The organism is Pseudomonas sp. Sample_20 (assembly GCF_004307585.1).
Lineage (GTDB): Bacteria > Pseudomonadota > Gammaproteobacteria > Pseudomonadales > Pseudomonadaceae > Aquipseudomonas > Aquipseudomonas atacamensis.
On record NZ_RCOA01000093.1, the window covers coordinates 23475 to 44175 of the forward strand.

Here is a 20701-nt window from a genome sequence, read left to right on the forward strand (position 1 = left end):
TGACAGTCCGCTATCGCTGGCAAGCCAGCTCCCACAGGGTTTTGTGATGTGGCTTGGATTGCGTTACAGCACCGAAGCGGTCTGCGGCAGTTTCGGCTGTTTGTACAGATCCAGCAGCACCTGATCGAGCACCGACGAGGCGCCGAACGGGGCTTTGTCGTTGAGGATCGCTACCACCGCCCAGGTATTGCCATTCACATCACGGCTGAAACCGGCGATCGCGCGCACGGTGTTCAGGGTGCCGGTCTTGACGTGCGCCTCACCGCGCATCGCCGTGGTTTTCAGGCGTTTGCGCATGGTGCCGTCGGTGCCGGCAATCGGCAGCGAGCTGATGTACTCGGCGGCGTACGGACTGTGCCAGGCGGCTTGCAGCATGTTGGCCATCTCACGCGCGCTGACCCGCTCGGCCCGCGACAGACCAGAGCCATTCTCCATCACCAGATGCGGCGCGGTGATGCCTTTCTTCGCCAGCCACTGCCGCACCACGCGTTGCGCAGCCCGGGCGTCGTCACCATCGGCATCGTTGCGGAAACGCTGGCCAAGACTGAGGAACAGCTGCTGGGCCATGGTGTTGTTACTGTATTTGTTGATGTCGCGGATGATCTCGGCCAGATCCGGCGAGTACGCGCGGGCGAGCAGTTTGGCGCCGCTCGGCGTCGGTGCCAGACGATCCTTGCCCTGGATGCTGCCACCCAGCTCCTTCCAGATCGCCCGCACGGCGCCGGCGGTGTAGGTCGCGTGGTCGAGCAACGACAGGTAGGTCTGCGAACTGCAGCCTTCGCCCAACTGGCCGCCGACGGTTACGGTCACGCTGCCATCGGCCTGCGGCACCGGGTTATAGCGCACGCCGCCGGTGCATTGCTTGGACGGCAGCGCCTTGACGGTGTTTTCGATACGAATGCTGGCAATCGGCGGCTCAACCGAAATCAGTACGCGGCCACCGTCATTGCGCGCAACAAAGCGCAGGGCCTTGAGGTTGACCAGCAGCGAGTCGGGCTTGACCAGGAACGGCTTGTTGTCGTCGTTGCCGTCATCGTTGAATTCCGGCAATTGCGGCTGCACGAAGAAGTTGCGGTCGAGGATCAGATCGCCGGTGATCTGGGTCACGCCGTTGGCGCGCAGGTCGCGCATCAGCAGCCAGAGTTTTTCCATGTTCAGCTTCGGGTCACCGCCACCCTTGAGGTAAAGGTTGCCGTTGAGAATGCCGCCGCTCAGGGTGCCATCGGTGTAGAACTCGGTTTTCCACTGATGGTTGGGGCCGAGCATTTCCAGCGCCGCGTAAGTGGTGACCAGTTTCATCGTCGAGGCCGGATTGACCGAGACGTCGGCATTGAACACGGTCGGCGTGCCCGGACCGTCGAGCGGCACCATCACCAGCGACAGCGCAGTGGGCTGCAACTTGCTGGCCTTGAGGGCTTTTTCGACGTTCGGGGTGAGGGAAGTGTTGATAGTGGCAGCGGAGACAGGCAGGGCCAGAGGCAAAAGAAGGCCGGCGAGAAACAGTGGACGCAACGATTTGATCATATGCAATAAAACCCTGCAAAAGAGGGGGAAAAGACGAGGACATGGATGAAAAGGCCCTCAGTGGTCATGAAAGTGTCGGCATTATGCCCCAAGCTGTAACAGCTTGTGCCGTGTCGCGACCGGCCAATCGCTTATTTTTTTACAGGCGGTCGGCCGCAGCGACCAGAGAGTCGGGCAATCGCCGGCTTAAACTGGTAAAGTGCCGGCCGTTATTACTTAAGAGGATTGTTCCAATGGCGACTAACCGTTCCCAGCGTCTGCGCAAAAAACTGTGCGTTGATGAATTTCAAGAGCTGGGTTTCGAACTGAACCTGGACTTCAAAGAAGACTTGTCCGAAGAAGCCATTGACGCTTTCCTCGAAGCATTCATCAAAGAAGCCATGGAAGCCAACGGTCTGGGTTATGTTGGCGGCGACGACTTCGGTCTGGTGTGCCTGCAGAAGCGTGGCTCGGTCAACGAAGAGCAGCGCGCTGCCGTTGAAGCCTGGCTGAAAGACCGCTCCGAGCTGACCAAGTACGAAGTCAGCCCGCTGCTGGACGTGTGGTATCCGGAAAAGCCGATCAACGCGGCCAAGTGATACTGAAAAAACGGCGACCTGAGGGTCGCCGTTTTTTTTTCGCCTGGTGTTTAGGTGATACGGCTTGGATTTGATGGTGGACTCGCCCCTCACCCCAGCCCTCTCCCGAGGGAGAGGGAGCCGATCTGTGGGCTTTTCGGGATGTGAGTTCGACTTGGTATCCCTCGTCGGCGTATATCTTCCGAGCACCTTGGTCAGTCCCCTCTCCCTTTGGGAGTGTTAGGGTGAGGGGCTTTTTACTTAAGCTCTGCGCCAATTCAAAATCACCAGCGTCAAGACCCCCGCCACAATCCCCCAAAACGCCGAACCAATGGAAAACAGCGTCAACCCCGACGCCGTGACCATAAAGGTGATCAACGCCGCTTCCCGTTCCTTCACCTCGCTCATGGCAATGCTCAAGCCATTGATGATCGAGCCGAACAGCGCCAGCGCGGCAATCGACAGCACCAGTTCTTTCGGCAACGCCGCAAACAATGCCGCCAACGTCGCGCCGAAGACCCCGGCAATCCCGTAGAACACCCCGCACCACACCGCTGCGGTGTAGCGCTTGTTGCGATCTTCGTGGGCATGCGGGCCGGTGCAGATCGCCGCGCTGATCGCCGCGAGGTTGATGCCGTGGGAGCCGAACGGCGCCAGCAACAGCGAGGCGATGCCGGTGGTGGTGATCAGTGGCGAGGCCGGGACGTTATAGCCATCGGCACGCAGCACGGCGATGCCGGGCATGTTCTGCGAGGTCATCGCCACCACGAACAGCGGAATGCCGATGCTGATGGTTGCGGCCAGGGAGAAGTGCGGGGTGGTCCACACCGGGGTGGCCACTTCCAGATGAAAGCCGCTGAAATCCAGCAGCCCCATGAAGCCCGACAGCGCAGTGCCGATCAGCAGCGCCGCGAGCACCGCATAGCGTGGCGACAGGCGCTTGACCAGCAGATAGGTGAAGAACATCCCCAGCACCAGCCCGGTACGGTGTTGCGCGGCGACGAAGATTTCGCTGCCGATCTTGAACAGAATCCCTGCCAGCAAGGCCGCCGCCAAAGAGGCCGGGATCTTTTTTACCAGCCGTTCGAAGCTGCCGGTCAGGCCGCAGATCGTCACCAGCACCGCGCATGTGATGTAGGCGCCGATCGCCTCGCCGTAACTGACGCCGCCCAGGCTGGTGATCAGCAACGCCGCGCCGGGGGTCGACCAGGCGATGGTGATCGGTGTGCGATAGCGCAGCGACAGGCCGATCGAACACACTGCCATGCCGATCGAAATCGCCCAGATCCACGAGGAAATCTGCCCGCTGCTCAGGCCGGCCGCTTGCCCGGCCTGGAACATCAGCACCAGCGAACTGGTGTAACCGGTCATCATCGCGATGAAACCGGCGACGATGGCGGAAGGCGAAGTGTCGGCCAGAGGGCGCAGGCGGGCGTGGGTGGCGTCGGTCATGACGGCGGTGTTCCTTATACCAATGGAGATGTCCGCCACAACACATCCCCTGTAGGAGCTGCCGAAGGCTGCGATCTTTTGACGTTGATTTTAAGAAGCAAGATCAAGAGATCGCAGCCTTCGGCAGCTCCTACATAAGGGGATTGTGCGTAGAAGGCGGATTCTGCGATCAAGCCTAAACTCAAACGTAACCCAGCGTTGCAATACAGCCGCAGGCGCAAACAGCCGTACAGTCGTGTTGCCACCATTCATTGTGTACAATCGCGCTGTTTTTTACGCGATACTTGCCAGCGACCTACTGTGCCGTATTACAGTCACGGTCTATTCGCCGCAGTTTTCCCGACTCGAGTGCCCATGAACGAACAGTTGCAACCCCTCAAGAAACAACCGCGAGCAGGCAAAGCCGGCCGCAGCGGAACCCAGGACGATATTGTCTACGCGCATATCTTCGAGGCCATCCTCGAACAGCGTCTGGCGCCCGGTACCAAGTTGAGCGAAGAAGCGCTGGGGGAAATCTTCGGGGTCAGCCGCACCATCATTCGCCGCGCGCTGTCGCGTCTGGCCCATGAAGGCGTGGTGCTGTTGCGGCCGAACCGTGGCGCCGTGGTCGCCAGCCCGAGCGTTGAAGAGGCGCGTCAGGTGTTTCTCGCTCGGCGTCTGGTCGAGCGGGCGATCACTGAACTGGCGGTGCAACATGCCACTGCCGAGCAGATCGCCGAACTGCGGCAGATGGTCAACGACGAGCGCGACAGCTTCTCCCGTGGCGATCGTGGTGCCGGTATTCGTCTGTCGGGTGAATTCCACCTGAAGCTGGCGGAAGCGGCAATGAACGCACCGTTGATCAGCTTCCAGCGCAGCCTGGTGTCGCAGACTTCATTGATCATCGCCCAGTACGAAAGCGGCAACCGCTCGCATTGCTCGTACGACGAACACACGCAGCTGATCGATGCCATTGAAAAGCGCGACGGCGAACTGGCGGTGAACCTGATGATGCATCACATGGATCACATCGACAGCAAGCTCAACCTCGACGAGGAAGGCGCGTCGGATGATCTGCATGCAGTGTTCTCGCATTTGTTGCAGACCAAGAAGCCGGGGCGTCCAGCGGCCAAGCTCTAAGCTGAGACCGAGTCGCGGCTTTCGCGAGCAGGCTCGCTCCCACAGGGGAATGCATTTCAAAGGTGGGAGCGAGCATGCTCGCGAAGGCGATCTGACAGGCAATAAAAATCCCCCGGGGTAAACACCTCCGGGGATGATCGTTCCCACGCTCTGCGTGGGAATGCCTCTAGGGACGCTCCGCGTCCAGTGACGCGGAGCGTCACGGGCTGCATTCCCACGCAGAGCGTGGGAACGATCAGTGCAGGAAAACCTAGCGCTGATGCACCAGCGCCCCCGCTGCATACGTCTGCGCCACGGTGCGGTCATCGCCCAGGGTCATCAGCACAAACAACGTCTCGGCGATGTTATTCGACTGTTTCAAGCGGTAGCTCAGCAGCGGCGTGGCGTTGTAATCCAGCACCAGGAAGTCGGCATCGGAGCCCGGTTGCAGGTTACCGATCTTGTCTTCCAGGCGCAGCGCCCGCGCACCCCCGAGGGTCGCCAGATACAGCGACTTGAACGGGCTCAACCGCGCGCCCTGCAGTTGCATGACCTTGTAGGCTTCGTTGAGGGTTTGCAGCAGCGAGAAACTGGTACCGCCGCCGACGTCGGTGCCGAGGCCGACATTGAGCTTGTGTTTCTCGGCCATCGGCAGGTTGAACAGGCCGCTGCCGAGGAACAGGTTCGAGGTCGGGCAGAACGAGATCGCCGAGCCGGTTTCCGCCAGTCGCGCGCATTCTTCGTCACACAAATGCACGCCGTGGGCGAATACCGAGCGTTCGCCGAGCAATTGGAAATGATCGTAGATGTCGAGGTAGCCCTTGCGCTCCGGGAACAGTTCCTTGACCCACTCGATTTCCTTGAGGTTTTCGCTGATGTGGGTCTGCATGTACAGATCCGGGTATTCCGTCAGCAATTGCCCGGCCAGGGTCAGTTGTTCCGGGGTGCTGGTGGGGGCGAAGCGCGGCGTCACCGCATAGTGCAAGCGACCCTTGCCGTGCCAGCGCTCGATCAGCGCCTTGCTGTCGACGTAGCTGGATTCGGCGGTATCGACCAGATAATCCGGGGCATTGCGGTCCATCATCACCTTGCCGGCGATCATGCGCAGGTCGAGCTTTTCAGCGGCTTCGAAAAACGAATTGACTGATTGCGGATGCACGCTGCCGAACACCAGCGCCGTGGTGGTGCCGTTGCGCAGCAGTTCCTTGATGAAAATATCGGCCACTTCGTCGGCGTGGGCCTTGTCGCCAAACTGGCTTTCGCAGGGGAAGGTGTAGGTGTTCAGCCAGTCGAGCAGTTGCTCGCCGTAGGAGCCGACCATGCCGGTCTGCGGCAGGTGAATGTGTGTGTCGATAAAGCCCGGTGTGATCAGCGCATCCTGATAATGGTTGATCTCGATATCCGCCGGCAGGGTTGGCAGCAGTTCGCTGGCGTGGCCGAGGGCACTGATCTTGCCGTCGTCGACCACCAGCAGGCCGTCCTCGAAATATTCATAGGAGGCTTCGATGCCGACTTCGGCAGGGTCGGCAATGCTGTGCAGAATGGCGGCGCGGTAGGCTTTGCGAGTCAGAGGCATGAGGGTTCTCTAATCAGTTTGAGGCTTTGAGTTTGGCGGCCTGACTGCGGCGCGAAGCGGGCAGCAGTCGGGCAATCGGTTCGGCGCGGGCGCTGTGCTGGCCGAAATTGGCGTTGTAAGTGGCGATGATTTCGCCGGCGATGGAGATGGCGATTTCCACAGGCAGTTTGCCTTTGACTTCGCCGATGCCCATCGGACAGCGCATGCGCTGCACCACGCTCGGGTCGAAACCACGATCGCGCAGGCGGTGTTCGAATTTGGCGCGTTTGGTTTTCGAGCCGATCAGGCCGAACCAGGTGAAATCGTTGCGCTTGAGAATCGCCGCGGTCAGCTCCAGATCGAGCTGATGATTGTGGGTCATGACGATGCAGTAGCTGCCGACGGGCAGATCATCGACTTCGTCCACTGGCTCTTCGCTGACGATTTTACGCACGCCGTGGGGAATGTGTTCGGGGAACTCGGCCTCGCGCGAATCGATCCAGCGCACCCGGCAGGGCAGGCTGGCCAGCAGCGGCACGAGGGCGCGACCGACGTGGCCTGCACCGAACACGGCAATCTGCGCCTGGACCTGGCCCATCGGTTCGAACAGCAACACCGTGGCGCCGCCGCAACACTGGCCGAGGCTGGCACCGAGGCTGAAGCGCTCCAGATGGGTGTCCTGCTTACCGCTGGCGAGCATCTCGCGGGCGATCTGCATGGCTTTGAATTCCAGATGCCCGCCACCGATGGTGTCGAACAGGCGGTCGGCGCTGACGACCATTTTCGAGCCGGCGTTGCGTGGCGTCGAACCGAGTTCTTCGATGATCGTCACCAGCACACAGGGCTCGCCCTGATTCTGCAGGTCGGCGAGGGCGTCGATCCAGTTGTACATACACACCTCTCAGATCGTTCCCACGCTCTGCGTGGGAATGCATCACTGGACGCTCCGCGTCCGCTGTTCAGGATGCGACGCAGAGCGTCGCGGGCTGCATTCCCACGCAGAGCGTGGGAACGATCATCAAACAACCGCGGTTTCAGCTTCGACAGCCTTCACCGCTTTAAGCTGGCGCATCTGCTCACAGCCCCACAACACCCGCTCCGGCGTGGCTGGCGCGTCGATTTTCGGCTGATGCTGATAATCCCCGAGGCTCGCCACCGCGTCCTTGATTGCGCACCACGCGGCGATGCCGAGCATGAACGGCGGTTCACCGACGGCTTTGGAATGGAACACCGTGTCTTCCGGGTTCTTGCGGTTTTCCACCAGTTTCACCCGCAGATCCAGCGGCATGTCCGCCACCGCCGGGATCTTGTAGCTGGCCGGGCCGTTGGTCATCAGCTTGCCCTTGTTGTTCCAGACCAGCTCTTCCATGGTCAGCCAGCCCATGCCCTGGACGAAACCGCCCTCGACCTGACCGATGTCGATCGACGGGTTCAGCGAGGCGCCGACGTCATGCAGGATGTCGGTGCGCAGCATCTTGTACTCGCCGGTCAGGGTATCGACGATCACTTCGCAGCAGGCTGCGCCGAAAGCGAAGTAATAGAACGGACGCCCACGGGCCTGACTGCGGTCGTAGTAGATTTTCGGAGTCTTGTAGAAGCCGGTGCTGGACAGCGAGACCTGATTGAAATACGCCTGCTGGATCAGCGCTTCGAAGGTCAGAATCTGCTCGCGCACCCGCACGTGGCCGTTGCGGAATTCGACGTCTTCTTCGCTGACCCTGTAGTGCCGCGCGGCGAATTCGACCAAGCGTTGCTTGATGGTCTGTGCTGCGTTCTGCGCGGCTTTGCCGTTCAGGTCGGCGCCGCTGGAGGCCGCGGTCGGCGAGGTGTTCGGCACTTTGTCGGTGTTGGTCGCGGTGATCTGCACACGATCGATTTCGACCTGAAACACTTCCGCCACGACCTGGGCGACTTTGGTGTTCAGGCCCTGGCCCATTTCCGTGCCGCCGTGGTTCAGGTGGATGCTGCCGTCGGTGTAGATGTGGATCAGCGCACCGGCCTGGTTCAAGAAGCTCGCGGTGAAGGAAATACCGAACTTCACCGGAGTCAGCGCCAGGCCTTTTTTCAGGATCGGGCTGTTGGCGTTGTAGCGACGGATCGCTTCGCGGCGCTCGGCGTACTGGCTGCTTTCTTCCAGTTCGGCGGTCATCTCTTCGAGCATGTTGTGCTCGACGGTCTGGTAGTAATGCGTGACGTTGCGCTCGGTCTTGCCGTAGTAGTTGGCCTTGCGCACCGCCAGCGGATCGAGCTTGAGATGCCGGGCGATCGCATCCATCACTTCTTCGATGGCGACCATGCCTTGCGGGCCGCCGAAGCCGCGATAAGCGGTGTTCGACGCGGTGTTGGTCTTGCAGCGGTGACCGTTGATGGTCGCATCGCCGAGGTAGTAGGAGTTGTCCGAGTGGAACATCGCCCGATCAACGATCGAGGCGGACAAGTCCGGCGAGCAGCCGCAGTTGCCGGCCAGCTCCATGTTGATCCCGTGCAGACGGCCGCTGCTGTCGAAACCGACGTCGTATTCAACGTAGAACGGGTGGCGTTTGCCGGTCATCAGCATGTCTTCGACGCGCGGCAGGCGCATCTTGGTCGGCTGGCCGGTGAGGTGCGCGACCACCGCGCACAGGCACGCCGGGCTCGCGGCCTGGGTTTCCTTGCCACCGAAACCACCGCCCATGCGGCGCATGTCGACGACGATCTTGTTCATCGACACGTCGAGCACTTCGGCGACCAGTTTTTGCACTTCGGTCGGGTTCTGCGTCGAGCAGTAGACAATCATGCCGCCGTCTTCAGTGGGCATCACCGAGGAGATTTGTGTCTCCAGATAGAAGTGCTCCTGGCCGCCGATGTGCAGCGTGCCCTGAATGCGGTGTTCAGCCGTGGCCAGTGCAGAGGCCGAGTCGCCGCGCTGGTGGGTGTGGCTGTCGAGCACGAAATGGCGCTTGCGCAGGGCTTCGACGACGTCGAGCACCGGTTCCAGATCCTCGTATTCGATGATCGCCGCCATCGCCGCTTTGCGCGCGGTTTCCAGGTCTTTCGCCGCGACTGCCAGCACTGGCTGGCCGACGAACTGCACGTCATCGATGGCCAGCAGTGGGTCGCCCGGCATCAGCGGGCCGATGTCTTTCAGGCCCGGCACGTCTTCGTGGGTAATGACAATGCGCACGCCTTCGAAGGCGTAGCACGGCGACGTGTCGATGCTGAGGATTTTCGCGTGGGCGCGGTCCGACAGGCGGGCATACAGGTGCAACTGGTTGGGGAATTCCAGGCGATCATCGATGTACTGCGCTTCACCGGACACATGCTTGGCGGCGCTGTCGTGCTTGACGCTGCGACCGACACCGGTGGTCAGATCCTGGGCGAACAGTTCGGCCAATTCAGCTTGAGTCTTCTCTACGGCGTGATGGTTAGACATAAGCGGTCACCCGAGTCTCGATGTGCGGTGTTTGCAGTTCGATGAAGTATTTGCGCAGCAGGTTCTGCGCGCTGAGCAGGCGATATTCCTTGCTGGCGCGGAAGTCCGAGAGCGGTGTGAAATCCTCGGCCAGCGCGGCGCAGGCACGTTCGATCACGGCGTTGTTCAACGGCGCGCCTTGCAGCACGGCTTCGCAGTGCGCAGCGCGTTTCGGAATCGCCGCCATGCCGCCGAAGGCCACGCGCGCGTCGCTGATCACGCCATTTTCCACGCGCAGATTGAAGGCAGCACAGACGGCGGAGATGTCATCATCCAAGCGCTTCGACACTTTATAGGCACGGAACAACTGCTCGGCGCTGGCGCGCGGGACGATGATTTTTTCGATGAATTCGCTTTCCTGACGCGCGGTGACGCGGTAGTCGATGAAGTAATCTTCCAGGTTCAAGGTGCGGCGGGTTTCGCCTTTGCACAGCACGATCTGCGCGCCGAGGGCGATCAGCAGCGGTGGCGAGTCACCGATCGGCGAGGCGTTACCGATGTTGCCGCCGAGGGTGCCCTGATTGCGGATCTGCAATGAGGCGAAGCGGTGCAGCAGTTCGCCGAAGTCCGGGTACTCGGCATTCAACGCCTCGTAGCAGTCGGAGAGGGCAGTGGCGGCGCCGATTTCGATGCGGTCTGCAAAGGTTTCAATGCGCTTCATTTCGGCGACGTTGCCGACGTAGATCATCACCGGCAGAGTGCGGTGAAACTGGGTGACTTCCAGTGCCAGGTCAGTACCGCCGGCGAGCAGCCGCGCTTGTGGATAAGCGTCGTAGAGATCGGCCAGGTCAGCGACGGTCAGCGGCACCAGGCAGCGCTTGTCGCCGCTGTTGAGTTCGCCGATATCGGTCGGCGCGATGGCCTTGAGGCGGGCAATGGTTTCGGCTTCGCGGGCGTCGAACTGATCCGCAGGCTTGGCGCAGCAGGATTGTTCGGCAGCGGCGAGAATAGGGCGGTAGCCAGTGCAGCGGCAGAGGTTGCCAGCCAGCGCTTCGTGAGCCTTGGCCTGATCCGGCGCATCGCTGTTCTTTTGCAGGGCGAACAACGACATGACGAAACCGGGGGTGCAAAAGCCGCACTGCGAACCGTGGCACTCCACCATGGCTTTCTGCACGCTGTGCAGTTCGCCCTTGTGCTTGAGGTCTTCAACGCTGATCAGTTGCTTGCCGTGCAAGGACGAGACGAAAGTCAGGCACGAATTGAGGCTGCGATAGCGAATATGCTCACGCCCCGTATCATCGGTCTGCAACTCGCCAACCACCACGGTGCAGGCGCCGCAGTCGCCACTGGCGCAACCTTCTTTGGTGCCGGGCTTGCCTACGTGTTCACGCAGGTAATTGAGCACAGTCAGATTCGGGTCCAGGGCGTGCTCGCTACGGAGTTCCTGGTTAAGTAAAAACTGGATCACGGAAGGCCTCGCAGACTCATTATTGTTGTTAACCGACGTAAACCGAATTTAGCAGGTCTGACTTTTCGGTCAATGGTTTTCTGACTTAAAGGTCAGGAAAATCCGTTTCGTCGATCAACAGCGGGTCTATTCAGTATTGACCTGCATCGGTCACTGCGCTTTTTTGCGGGATTCGTGCCAAAAACCGCTGAGTGGGCACTCCGCCATGACCGCGCATTTGCGCTACACTGCGCCGCTTGTGCAGATCGATAGAGTTTGAAGGACAACCATGACGTTCAAGGCGCCGGACAGCCTCGCCGAGCAAATCGCTCACCACCTCGCCGAACGCATCATTCGTGGCGAAATGAAGCCGGGAGAGCGCATCCAGGAACAGAAGGTCACGCTGGCGCTCAACGTCAGCCGCGGTTCGGTCCGCGAAGCCTTGCTGATCCTCGAGCGCCGTCACCTGATCGCGATCCTGCCGCGTCGTGGCGCCCACGTTACCGAGCTGACGCCGCACAAGGTGCAGAGCCTGTGCACGCTGATGAGCGAGCTGTACATCCTGCTCGGCAATTCGGTGGCCAATGGCTGGCAAGTGCAGTCGGACATGGCGCCGTTCGTGCAGATCCAGCAGCGCCTGACGGCCAATTACGAACGCGGCGATATCCGCAGCTTCGTCGATGACAGCTTTGCGGTGATGCGCGCCGCCTATCCGTTTGCCAACAATCCGTACCTGCAAGAAACCGTCGAGAACCTCCAGCCGGCGATGAGCCGCGCGTATTTCCTCGCCCTCGAACAGCGCAAGGCGGAAATGAGCGAATTCCTCGAACTGTTCGAACGCTTGCTCGCCGCCGTACTCGCCCGTGATTTGCCGCAGATCCGCATCGTGCTCACGGCGTATGCCCAGCGCAGCTGCGATCTGGTGGTGTCTGCGCTGACGGTTGCCTGAGCGTGCGGCTGAAGTGCATCAAACTGGCGGGGTTCAAATCCTTCGTCGACCCGACCACGGTGAACTTCCCCAGTAACATGGCGGCGGTCGTCGGGCCAAACGGTTGTGGCAAGTCGAACATCATCGACGCCGTGCGCTGGGTGATGGGCGAAAGTTCGGCGAAGAACCTCCGTGGCGAGTCGATGACCGACGTCATCTTCAACGGTTCGACCAGCCGCAAACCGGTAAGCCAGGCGAGCATCGAACTGGTGTTCGACAACTCCGACGGCACGCTGCTCGGCGAATACGCCGCCTATGCGGAGATTTCCATTCGCCGCAAAGTCACCCGCGACAGCCAGACCACTTATTACCTCAACGGCACCAAATGCCGTCGGCGCGACATCACCGATATCTTCCTCGGCACCGGCCTCGGCCCGCGCAGCTACTCGATCATCGAACAGGGGATGATCTCCAAGCTGATCGAATCCAAGCCCGAAGACTTGCGTAACTTCATCGAAGAAGCCGCCGGCATCTCGAAATATAAAGAGCGCCGCCGCGAGACTGAAAACCGCATCCGCCGCACTCACGAGAACCTCGCCCGCCTGACCGACCTGCGCGAAGAGCTGGAGCGCCAGCTCGAACGTCTGCACCGTCAGGCCGAGGCGGCGAAAAAGTATCAGGAACTCAAGGCCGAAGAGCGTCAGCTCAAGGCGCAACTGTCGGCCCTGCGCTGGCAGGATCTCAATGAGCAGGTCGGCCAGCGCGAGTCGATCATCGGCAATCAGGAGGTCAGCTTCGAAGCACTGGTCGCTGAACAGCGTAACGCTGATGCGGCCATCGAACGCCTGCGCGACGGTCACCACGACCTGTCCGAACGCTTCAATCTGGTGCAGGGCCGCTTCTATTCGGTCGGCGGCGACATCGCCCGGGTCGAGCAGAGCATTCAGCATGGCCAGCAGCGGTTACGCCAGTTGCAGGACGATCTGAAAGAAGCCGAGCGCGCGCGTCTGGAAACCGAATCGCACCTGGGCCACGACCGCACGTTGCTGCTGACCCTCGGCGAAGAACTGGACATGCTCACCCCCGAGCAGGAAGTCACCAGTGCCGCCGCCGAGGAAGCCGCTGCGGCCCTCGAAGAAGCCGAAACCACCATGCACGGCTGGCAGGAGCAGTGGGATGCTTTCAACCTGACCGCTGCCGAACCGCGGCGTCAGGCTGAAGTGCAGCAGTCGCGGATTCAGCAGCTGGAAAGCAGCATGGAGCGTCTGGCTGACCGACAGAAGCGCCTCGCTGAAGAGCGCGCGTTGCTGTCCGCCGACCCGGAAGACGCGGCGATCATGGCGCTCAACGAGCAGCTCGCCGAGTCCGAAGCGACCCTGGAAGATTTGCAGACCAGCGAAGAAGCGCAGGTCGAAAAGCTCGAACAACTGCGTCAGGAATTACAGCAAGCGTTGACCGCACAGCAGCAGGCGCAGGGCGATCTGCAGCGGCTCAACGGTCGTTTGGCGTCGCTGGAAGCCTTGCAGCAAGCCGCGCTCGATCCGGGCACCGGCACCGCCGAATGGTTAAAGGAACACAACCTCGCCGAGCGTCCGCGCCTGGCCGAAGGCCTGAAGGTCGAGGCCGGTTGGGAGCTGGCGGTGGAAACCGTGCTTGGCGCCGACCTGCAAGCGGTGCTGGTCGACGATTTCAGCGGTTTTGATTTATCCGGTTTCACTCAAGGTGATTTGCGCCTGCTCAGCCCGGCCAGCGATGGCGTGCGGGTGGCGGGCAGTCTGCTGGACAAAGTCGAGGCGCAGATCGATCTGTCGCCGTGGCTTGGTCAGGTCAAACCGGTCGACAGCCTTGAACAGGCGCTGGCCTTGCGCGGCCAGTTGAGCGCTGGGCAAAGTCTGATCAGCCGCGACGGCTATTGGGTCGGTCGACACTTTTTACGCGTACGTCGCGCCAGCGAAGCGGAAAGCGGCATGCTCGCCCGGGGCCAGGAAATCGAAGACCTGCAGCTTGAGCGCGAGGAGCGCGAAGCCACGGTCGACGCCATGGAAACCCGCCTGCAAACCCTGCGCGCGCAACAGCGCCAGCAGGAAAACGGCCGCGAACACCTGCGCCGCTTGCTGCAGGACGAAGCGCGCCAGCAAGGCGAACTGAAAGCACAATTGTCCGCTGGCAAGGCCAAGGCCGAGCAACTGACATTGCGCCGCACCCGTCTCGATGAAGAACTGGTCGAACTCGCCGAACAGCGCGAGCTTGAGCACGAGCAGGTCGGCGAAGCGCGCATGAATTTGCAGGAAGCGCTGGATTCCATGGCGCTCGACACCGAGCAGCGCGAGTTGCTGCTGGCCCAGCGCGACAGCCTGCGCGAGCGCCTTGATCGCGTGCGTCAGGAAGCGCGGCAGCACAAGGATCATGCCCACCAATTGGCCGTGCGTCTCGGCTCGTTGCGCGCCCAGCATGACTCCACGCGACAGGCGCTGGAGCGTCTGGAGATGCAGGCCGAGCGCCTCACGGAAAAGCGCGAACAGTTGAGTCTGAATCTGGAGGAGGGCGAGGCGCCGCTGGAAGAGCTGCGTCTGAAACTCGAAGAGTTGCTCGACAAGCGCATGACCGTCGATGAAGAACTCAAGACCGCGCAGATCGCCCTGGAAGACGCCGATCGTGAATTGCGCGACGCGGAAAAACGCCGCACCCAGGCCGAGCAGCAATCGCAGTTGATTCGCGGCCAGCTCGAACAGCAACGCATGGAATGGCAGGCGCTGACCGTACGGCGCAAGGCTTTGCAGGATCAATTGCTCGAAGATGGCTACGATCTCAATGGCGTGCTCGCCACATTGACCGCACAAGCCAGTGAACGCGAAGCCGAAGAAGAACTCGAACGCATCAACGCGCGGATTCAGCGCCTGGGTGCGATCAACCTCGCGGCCATCGATGAATACACGCAACAATCGGAGCGTAAACGTTATCTGGATGCGCAGGACGCCGATCTGGTCGAGGCGCTGGAGACCCTGGAAAACGTCATCCGCAAAATCGATAAGGAAACCCGCAACCGTTTCAAAGATACCTTTGATCAGATCAACGGTGGTTTGCAGGCACTTTTCCCGAAAGTTTTCGGTGGCGGGCGCGCGTATTTGGAACTGACGGGCGAAGATCTACTCGATACAGGGGTGACGATCATGGCGCAGCCGCCCGGGAAGAAGAACAGCACCATCCATTTGCTCTCCGGCGGCGAAAAAGCCCTGACTGCACTGGCCCTGGTTTTTGCCATCTTCAAGTTGAACCCGGCGCCGTTCTGCATGCTCGATGAGGTTGACGCGCCACTGGATGACGCTAACGTTGGACGCTACGCACGCCTGGTCAAAGAGATGTCGCAGACCGTGCAGTTCATCTACATCACCCACAACAAGATCGCCATGGAAATGGCCGAGCAGTTGATGGGTGTGACGATGCATGAACCGGGCTGTTCGCGACTGGTGGCGGTGGATGTCGAGGAGGCGATGGCGATGGTGGACGCCTAGCGGCGCCGCTGCAAGTTACAAGCTCCAAGCTGCAAGTGGACGGCTTGTGGCTTGGAGCTTAAAGCTTGTAGCTGCGAAGCCTTTGATCGTGCTAGTTTAATGTCAATTTTTCGTATACGTGGGCAAAACGCCTGTCAGAACATAGAGTTGGCGCCACGTTTTAAAGCGGTTTACGCAGTGTAAACCCCTTATTTTTCAGCATTTTTTATAGAGGCACGGGATTACATGGAAATCGGTCTGCGCGAGTGGCTGATCGTCATCGGCATCATTGTGATAGCCGGTATTCTTTTCGATGGCTGGCGCCGTATGCGCGGCGGCAAGGGAAAGCTGAAATTCCGTCTCGACCGGAGCCTGTCCAATCTGCCGGACGAGGACACTAGCGCCGAGCTGTTGGGCCCGGCCCGCGTCCTGGACACGCACAAAGAGCCGCAACTGGACGAGCACGATCTGCCGTCGGTGAGCATGCCCAACCGCGAAGCCCGCGAGCCGCGTGAATCCGGTTCGAAACGTGGCAAGCGCGGCAGCAGCGGCCCGGCGCAGGGCGACTTGAACCTCGACCTCGATCTGGACGGCGGCCCGAGCTTCAGCAGCCGCGATGACGATTTCGCCGAAGACAGCAAGCCTGCACCGGCCGTGGCGGAAAAAGATCAGCCACAAGCCGAAGAAGTCCTGGTGATCAGCGTGATCTGCCGCGACCCGGCCGGCTTCAAAGGCCCGGCGCTGCTGCAGAACATTCTCGAAAGCGGTCTGCGTTTCGGCGAGATGGACATTTTCCACCGCCACGAAAGCATGGCCGGCAACGGCGAAGTGCTGTTCTCCATGGCCAACGCGGTCAAGCCGGGCATTTTTGATCTGGACGACATCGACCATTTCAGCACCCCGGCGGTGAGCTTCTTCCTCGGTCTGCCAGGCCCGCGTCATCCGAAGCAGGCTTTCGACGTAATGGTCGCGGCAGCCCGCAAGCTGTCCCAGGAACTGAACGGCGAGCTGAAAGACGATCAGCGCAGCGTACTGACCGCGCAGACGATCGAACACTACCGTCAGCGCATCGTCGAATTCGAACGCCGCGCATTGACCCAGAAGCGTTGATACAAAAGGTCGTTCCTGTTTAACAAGACGATCGGCAAAATAATTGAGCAGCCTCGGCTGCTCTTTTGCTTTATGAGAGAACACCCATGACCGCCGCCAAAACCCGCATTCTAGAGCTGCGCGCTGAGCTGGATCAGCACAACTATCGCTATCACGTTCTCGACGAGCCGAGCATTCCCGATGCCGAGTACGACCGCTTGTTCCACGAGCTCAAGGCGCTGGAAGCGGCCAACCCGGAACTGATCACCAGCGACTCGCCGACCCAGCGCGTCGGCAGCATGGCGTTGACCGCGTTCACTCAGGTGCGTCACGAAATTCCGATGCTCAGCCTCGGCAACGCTTTCGAAGAATCCGACATGCGCGAGTTCGATCGCCGCGTCAACGAAGGCCTCGACGTGCCGGCCGGCGATCTGTTTGGTGGCGGCGCGGCGGTGGAATACAGCTGCGAGCCGAAGCTCGATGGCCTGGCGGTCAGCCTGCTGTATCAGGACGGTCTGCTGGTGCGCGGCGCCACCCGGGGCGATGGCACTACGGGCGAAGACATCAGCGTCAACGTGCGCACCGTGCGCAATATTCCGCTGAAGTTGCACGGCGAAGGCTGGCCGGCGACGCTGGAAGTGCGCGGTGAAGTGTTCATGTCCAAGGCCGGTTTCGAGCGCCTCAATGCTTCGCAACTGGAAATCGGCGGCAAGACCTTCGCCAACCCGCGCAACGCGGCAGCAGGCAGCCTGCGCCAGCTCGATTCGAAGATCACCGCCAATCGTCCGCTGGAATTCTGCTGCTACGGCATCGGTCAGGTGTCTCACGATATCGCCGACACCCACATCGGTAACCTCGAGCAGTTGCAGAAGTGGGGCATGCCGATCAGTCACGAACTGAAGCTGGCCAAGGGCATTGATGAGTGCCTGGAGTATTACCGCGACATCGGCGAACGCCGTAACTCGCTGGCCTATGAAATCGATGGCGTGGTGTTCAAGGTCAACAGCATCGCCGACCAGCGTGAACTGGGCTTCCGCGCCCGCGAGCCGCGCTGGGCGATCGCACACAAATTCCCGGCGATGGAAGAACTCACCGAGCTGCTCGACGTGGAATTCCAGGTCGGCCGCACCGGTGCGGTGACTCCGGTGGCGCGTCTGAAACCGGTGAAAGTCGCCGGCGTCACCGTGGCCAACGCCACGCTGCACAACATGGACGAAGTCGCGCGGCTGGGCCTGATGATCGGCGACACGGTGATCATTCGCCGCGCCGGTGATGTGATTCCGCAAGTGGTGCAGGTAGTCATCGAGCGTCGCCCCGATGACGCGCGCCCGGTGGCCATTCCTGAAAGCTGCCCGGTGTGCGGCTCCCACGTAGAGCGCACGCAACTGGTCAAGCGCAGCAAGGGCAAGGAAACCTTCAGCGAAGGCGCGGTGTACCGCTGCGTCGGCCGACTGGCCTGTGGCGCGCAATTGAAGCAGGCGATCATTCACTTCGTCTCGCGTCGGGCTATGGATATCGAAGGCTTGGGCGACAAGAGCGTCGAGCAACTGGTCGACGAAGGTCTGGTCAGCTCGCCGGCCGATCTGTATGCGCTGAAGTTCGACGACATCGTCGCTCTGGAAGGCTTTGCCGAGGTATCGAGCAACAAGCTTCTCAAAGCTATTGAAGACAGCAAGCAACCGAGCCTGGCACGTTTCATCTACGCCCTCGGCATTCCCGATGTCGGCGAAGAGACAGCGAAGGTGCTGGCGCGTTCGCTGGGTTCGCTGGAGCGCGTGCAACAGGCCTTGCCGCATGTGCTGACCTACCTGCCGGATGTCGGCCTGGAAGTGGCGCACGAGATCCACAGTTTCTTTGAGGATGCGCACAACCAGCAGGTCATCAGCGAATTGCTCGGCCATGGTTTGCAGATTCAGGATCAAGGCGAGTTGGGCGCCGAATTCGCCGCCAGTACCACCCTGGGCGGCTTGCTCGACAAACTGCACATTCCCTTCGTCGGCCCCGGTGGTGCGCAGAAACTCGCCGATCGCTTCGGTTCGCTGGAAGCGGTGATGAACGCTGACTGGCTGGACATGCGCCAGGCATTGCCCGAGAAGCAGGCCAACTCGGTGCGCGAGTTCTTCGCCTCGCCTGAGCATCGGCAACTGGCCGAGCGGGCCGAGCAGCAGCTGCGCGATTTCGGCATGCATTGGCAGAGCGAGAAAAAAGTCGTCGAAGGTCTGCCGCTGTCCGGCGAAACCTGGGTGCTGACCGGCAAGGTCGAGTTGATGAGCCGGGATGTGGCCAAGGATCATCTGGAAAGCCTGGGTGCCAAGGTCGCCGGTTCGGTGTCGGCGAAAACCCATTGCGTGGTCGCAGGCCCGGGTGCCGGCTCGAAACTGACCAAGGCCAACGAACTGGGGGTGAAGGTCATGGACGAAGAAGCGTTTATCGCCTTCCTCAAAACCCACGGCGTCCCTGTCTGACCGGATGAACCCCTGTGGTGAGGGGTTTTACCCCTCTCCGGATGGACACCTGTGGTGAGGGGATTTATCCCTCTCCGGATGGACACCTGTGGCGAGGGGATTTATCCCCGTTCGGCGACACCGTCGTCGCAAAACCATACGACTCGGTATACCTGATTAACCGCGTTGTATGGTTTTGGGGGTCGCTTCGCAACCCAGCGGGGATAAATCCCCTCACCACACTGGTGCCATCACCCGAGCGCGCGGTTATGGGTGGGAACGATGTTGTCTTCAGGATGATCTAGTCTTGGCCAGTCCCAGGGAGAGATCGCCATGCACCGTTTTTTCGAGCAGCTCAGTTCCCGCATCATCGCGCCGTTCGTGGCCGGATCCTCGCGCAACAGCAAAGTCTGGCCGTGCCGTTGCGGCCAGTCGCTGTTCTTTCGCAACAGTCAGTGCCTGGCCTGTAACGCCTTGCTTGGCTATCAACCTGAAGAAAGTCGCCTGACCTCGCTGCAGCCGGGGCCGCAAGAGGGCACCTGGACACTCGACGCCGATCCCGACGCCGGACTGTTCCGCCGCTGCGCCAACCTCGACATGCCCGCCGCGTGCAACTGGCTGCTGCCGGCCAACGATCACGACACCTTGTGCATCGCTTGCAGCCTCAACCGCACCATTCCCGACCTGTCCGTCGCGGAAAATCCCGAACGCTGGCGCAAGGTCGAAATCGCCAAGCGTCGACTGGTCGCGCAACTGATCACCCTCGGCTTGCCGGTCATCCCGAAAACCACGGATGAAGAAACCGGGCTGGCGTTCGACTTCATTGGTGTCGACCTGGAAGGCAACGCGCCGATGACCGGCCACGCCAATGGCCTTATCACCCTCGATATCAAAGAGGCCGACGACGCTCACCGTGAGCAGGTCAGGGCGGCGATGCACGAACCTTACCGCACGCTGCTCGGGCATTTTCGCCATGAAGTCGGCCACTACTACTGGGATCGCCTCATTGCCAACGGCCCTTGGCTGGACGCGTTCCGCAATCTGTTCGGCGACGAGCGCGCCAGTTACGCCGAGGCGCTGGACCGGCATTACCAGCAAGGCGCGCCGCTGGACTGGCCGCAGCACTACGTCAGTGCCTACGCGACCATGCACCCGTGGGAAGACTGGGCGGAAACCTGGGCGCATTACCTGCACATGATGGATGCGGTCGACACGGCGCTGGGCTTCGGCATGAGCGCGCGGGAAATGGACTTCGACTATCAGCCATTTCCCACCAGCACCCTGTACGATCCGGAGCACCCCGGCGGTGGCGCTTTCCTGTCATTCGTCAATGCGTGGATCGAACTGGCCGGCATGCTCAACGAACTGTCGCGCAGCATGGGCCAGCCGGATTTCTACCCATTCGTACTGCCGGCGGCGGCGATCGCCAAGTTGCACTTCATTCATCTGGTGATCCAGCAGGCCGGCGGCAGGGCGGATGAGGTGCTGGCCTTGTAGGTGTCGCAGGCCGTGATGTTTATGTCCTTGAAGCCGTTCAGGTTTTTTATCTGCAACCAACGGTTGTAAGTTCATCTCAGACAGGTACAATGGCGCGGCTCGCCGACAGGCAAGCGTCGTTATGGTGACCCCATCGGTCCCCCCGCAACGATTACCCGTGAACCTGGTCAGATCCGGAAGGAAGCAGCCACAGCGGGAACATTGTGTGCCGGGGTGTGGCTGGTGGGG

The 20701-nt window shown here is 60.9% G+C and carries 13 protein-coding genes and 1 other RNA gene; 8 read left to right on the forward strand and 6 right to left on the reverse strand.

Annotated features, from left to right (window positions below; genetic code table 11):
- Positions 1–63 precede the first annotated feature (63 nt).
- The gene (dacB, locus tag D8U70_RS19670; RefSeq protein WP_076566917.1) at positions 64–1524 is read right to left on the reverse strand and encodes a D-alanyl-D-alanine carboxypeptidase/D-alanyl-D-alanine-endopeptidase; all 1461 of its coding nucleotides are present in this window, start codon (positions 1522–1524) and stop codon (positions 64–66) included.
- A 233-nt stretch (positions 1525–1757) separates the two neighbouring features.
- Between dacB and D8U70_RS19675 the strand changes: the two genes are divergently transcribed.
- Positions 1758–2102, forward strand: coding sequence for a YggL family protein (locus D8U70_RS19675; protein WP_071171591.1), 345 nt, complete (start codon positions 1758–1760; stop codon positions 2100–2102).
- A 240-nt stretch (positions 2103–2342) separates the two neighbouring features.
- Here the strand turns inward: D8U70_RS19675 and D8U70_RS19680 are convergent, their stop codons facing one another.
- Positions 2343–3533: a benzoate/H(+) symporter BenE family transporter gene (locus tag D8U70_RS19680; RefSeq protein ID WP_056784186.1), complete on the reverse strand. Its 1191-nt coding sequence runs from the start codon at positions 3531–3533 to the stop codon at positions 2343–2345.
- A 354-nt stretch (positions 3534–3887) separates the two neighbouring features.
- Here D8U70_RS19680 and D8U70_RS19685 point away from each other — a divergent pair, with 354 nt between their 5' ends.
- Positions 3888–4652: a GntR family transcriptional regulator gene (locus D8U70_RS19685; RefSeq protein WP_007918375.1), complete on the forward strand. Its 765-nt coding sequence runs from the start codon at positions 3888–3890 to the stop codon at positions 4650–4652.
- A 250-nt stretch (positions 4653–4902) separates the two neighbouring features.
- Here D8U70_RS19685 and guaD read toward each other — a convergent pair whose 3' ends face one another.
- The 4 genes from guaD to xdhA form a co-directional block, all read right to left on the reverse strand.
- Positions 4903–6207 carry a guanine deaminase gene (guaD, locus tag D8U70_RS19690; protein WP_130929559.1) on the reverse strand — a complete coding sequence of 435 codons (1305 nt, stop codon included), beginning with the start codon at positions 6205–6207 and terminating at the stop codon, positions 4903–4905.
- 13 nt (positions 6208–6220) lie between these two features.
- Entirely contained in the window at positions 6221–7078 is an 858-nt protein-coding gene (xdhC, locus tag D8U70_RS19695; protein ID WP_122705807.1) for a xanthine dehydrogenase accessory protein XdhC, read from the reverse strand.
- Positions 7079–7204: 126 nt separating this feature from the next.
- Positions 7205–9598 (reverse strand): xanthine dehydrogenase molybdopterin binding subunit, encoded by a 2394-nt coding sequence (xdhB, locus tag D8U70_RS19700; RefSeq protein WP_130929560.1) that lies wholly within the window; start codon positions 9596–9598, stop codon positions 7205–7207.
- Positions 9591–11045, reverse strand: coding sequence for a xanthine dehydrogenase small subunit (xdhA, locus tag D8U70_RS19705; RefSeq protein WP_130929561.1), 1455 nt, complete (start codon positions 11043–11045; stop codon positions 9591–9593). Before xdhA ends, xdhB begins: the two co-directional genes overlap by 8 nt.
- A gap of 268 nt (positions 11046–11313) precedes the next feature.
- On the opposite strand from xdhA, the gene D8U70_RS19710 reads away from it, so the two are divergent.
- The 6 genes from D8U70_RS19710 to ffs all read left to right on the forward strand — a co-directional run bounded on the left by D8U70_RS19710 (position 11314) and on the right by ffs (position 20701).
- Positions 11314–11973: a GntR family transcriptional regulator gene (locus D8U70_RS19710; RefSeq protein ID WP_039763015.1), complete on the forward strand. Its 660-nt coding sequence runs from the start codon at positions 11314–11316 to the stop codon at positions 11971–11973.
- Between the two features lie 2 nt (positions 11974–11975).
- A complete protein-coding gene (gene smc / locus D8U70_RS19715; protein ID WP_122602794.1) occupies positions 11976–15464 on the forward strand; it encodes a chromosome segregation protein SMC in 3489 nt (1162 codons plus the stop codon).
- Positions 15465–15689: 225 nt separating this feature from the next.
- Positions 15690–16553: a cell division protein ZipA gene (gene zipA, locus D8U70_RS19720; RefSeq protein WP_130929562.1), complete on the forward strand. Its 864-nt coding sequence runs from the start codon at positions 15690–15692 to the stop codon at positions 16551–16553.
- Between the two features lie 86 nt (positions 16554–16639).
- The gene (gene ligA, locus D8U70_RS19725) at positions 16640–18997 is read left to right on the forward strand and encodes an NAD-dependent DNA ligase LigA (protein WP_130929563.1); all 2358 of its coding nucleotides are present in this window, start codon (positions 16640–16642) and stop codon (positions 18995–18997) included.
- Between the two features lie 312 nt (positions 18998–19309).
- Positions 19310–20473 (forward strand): putative zinc-binding metallopeptidase, encoded by a 1164-nt coding sequence (locus D8U70_RS19730; protein WP_130929564.1) that lies wholly within the window; start codon positions 19310–19312, stop codon positions 20471–20473.
- A gap of 131 nt (positions 20474–20604) precedes the next feature.
- Positions 20605–20701, forward strand: an RNA gene (gene ffs / locus D8U70_RS19735) — signal recognition particle sRNA small type.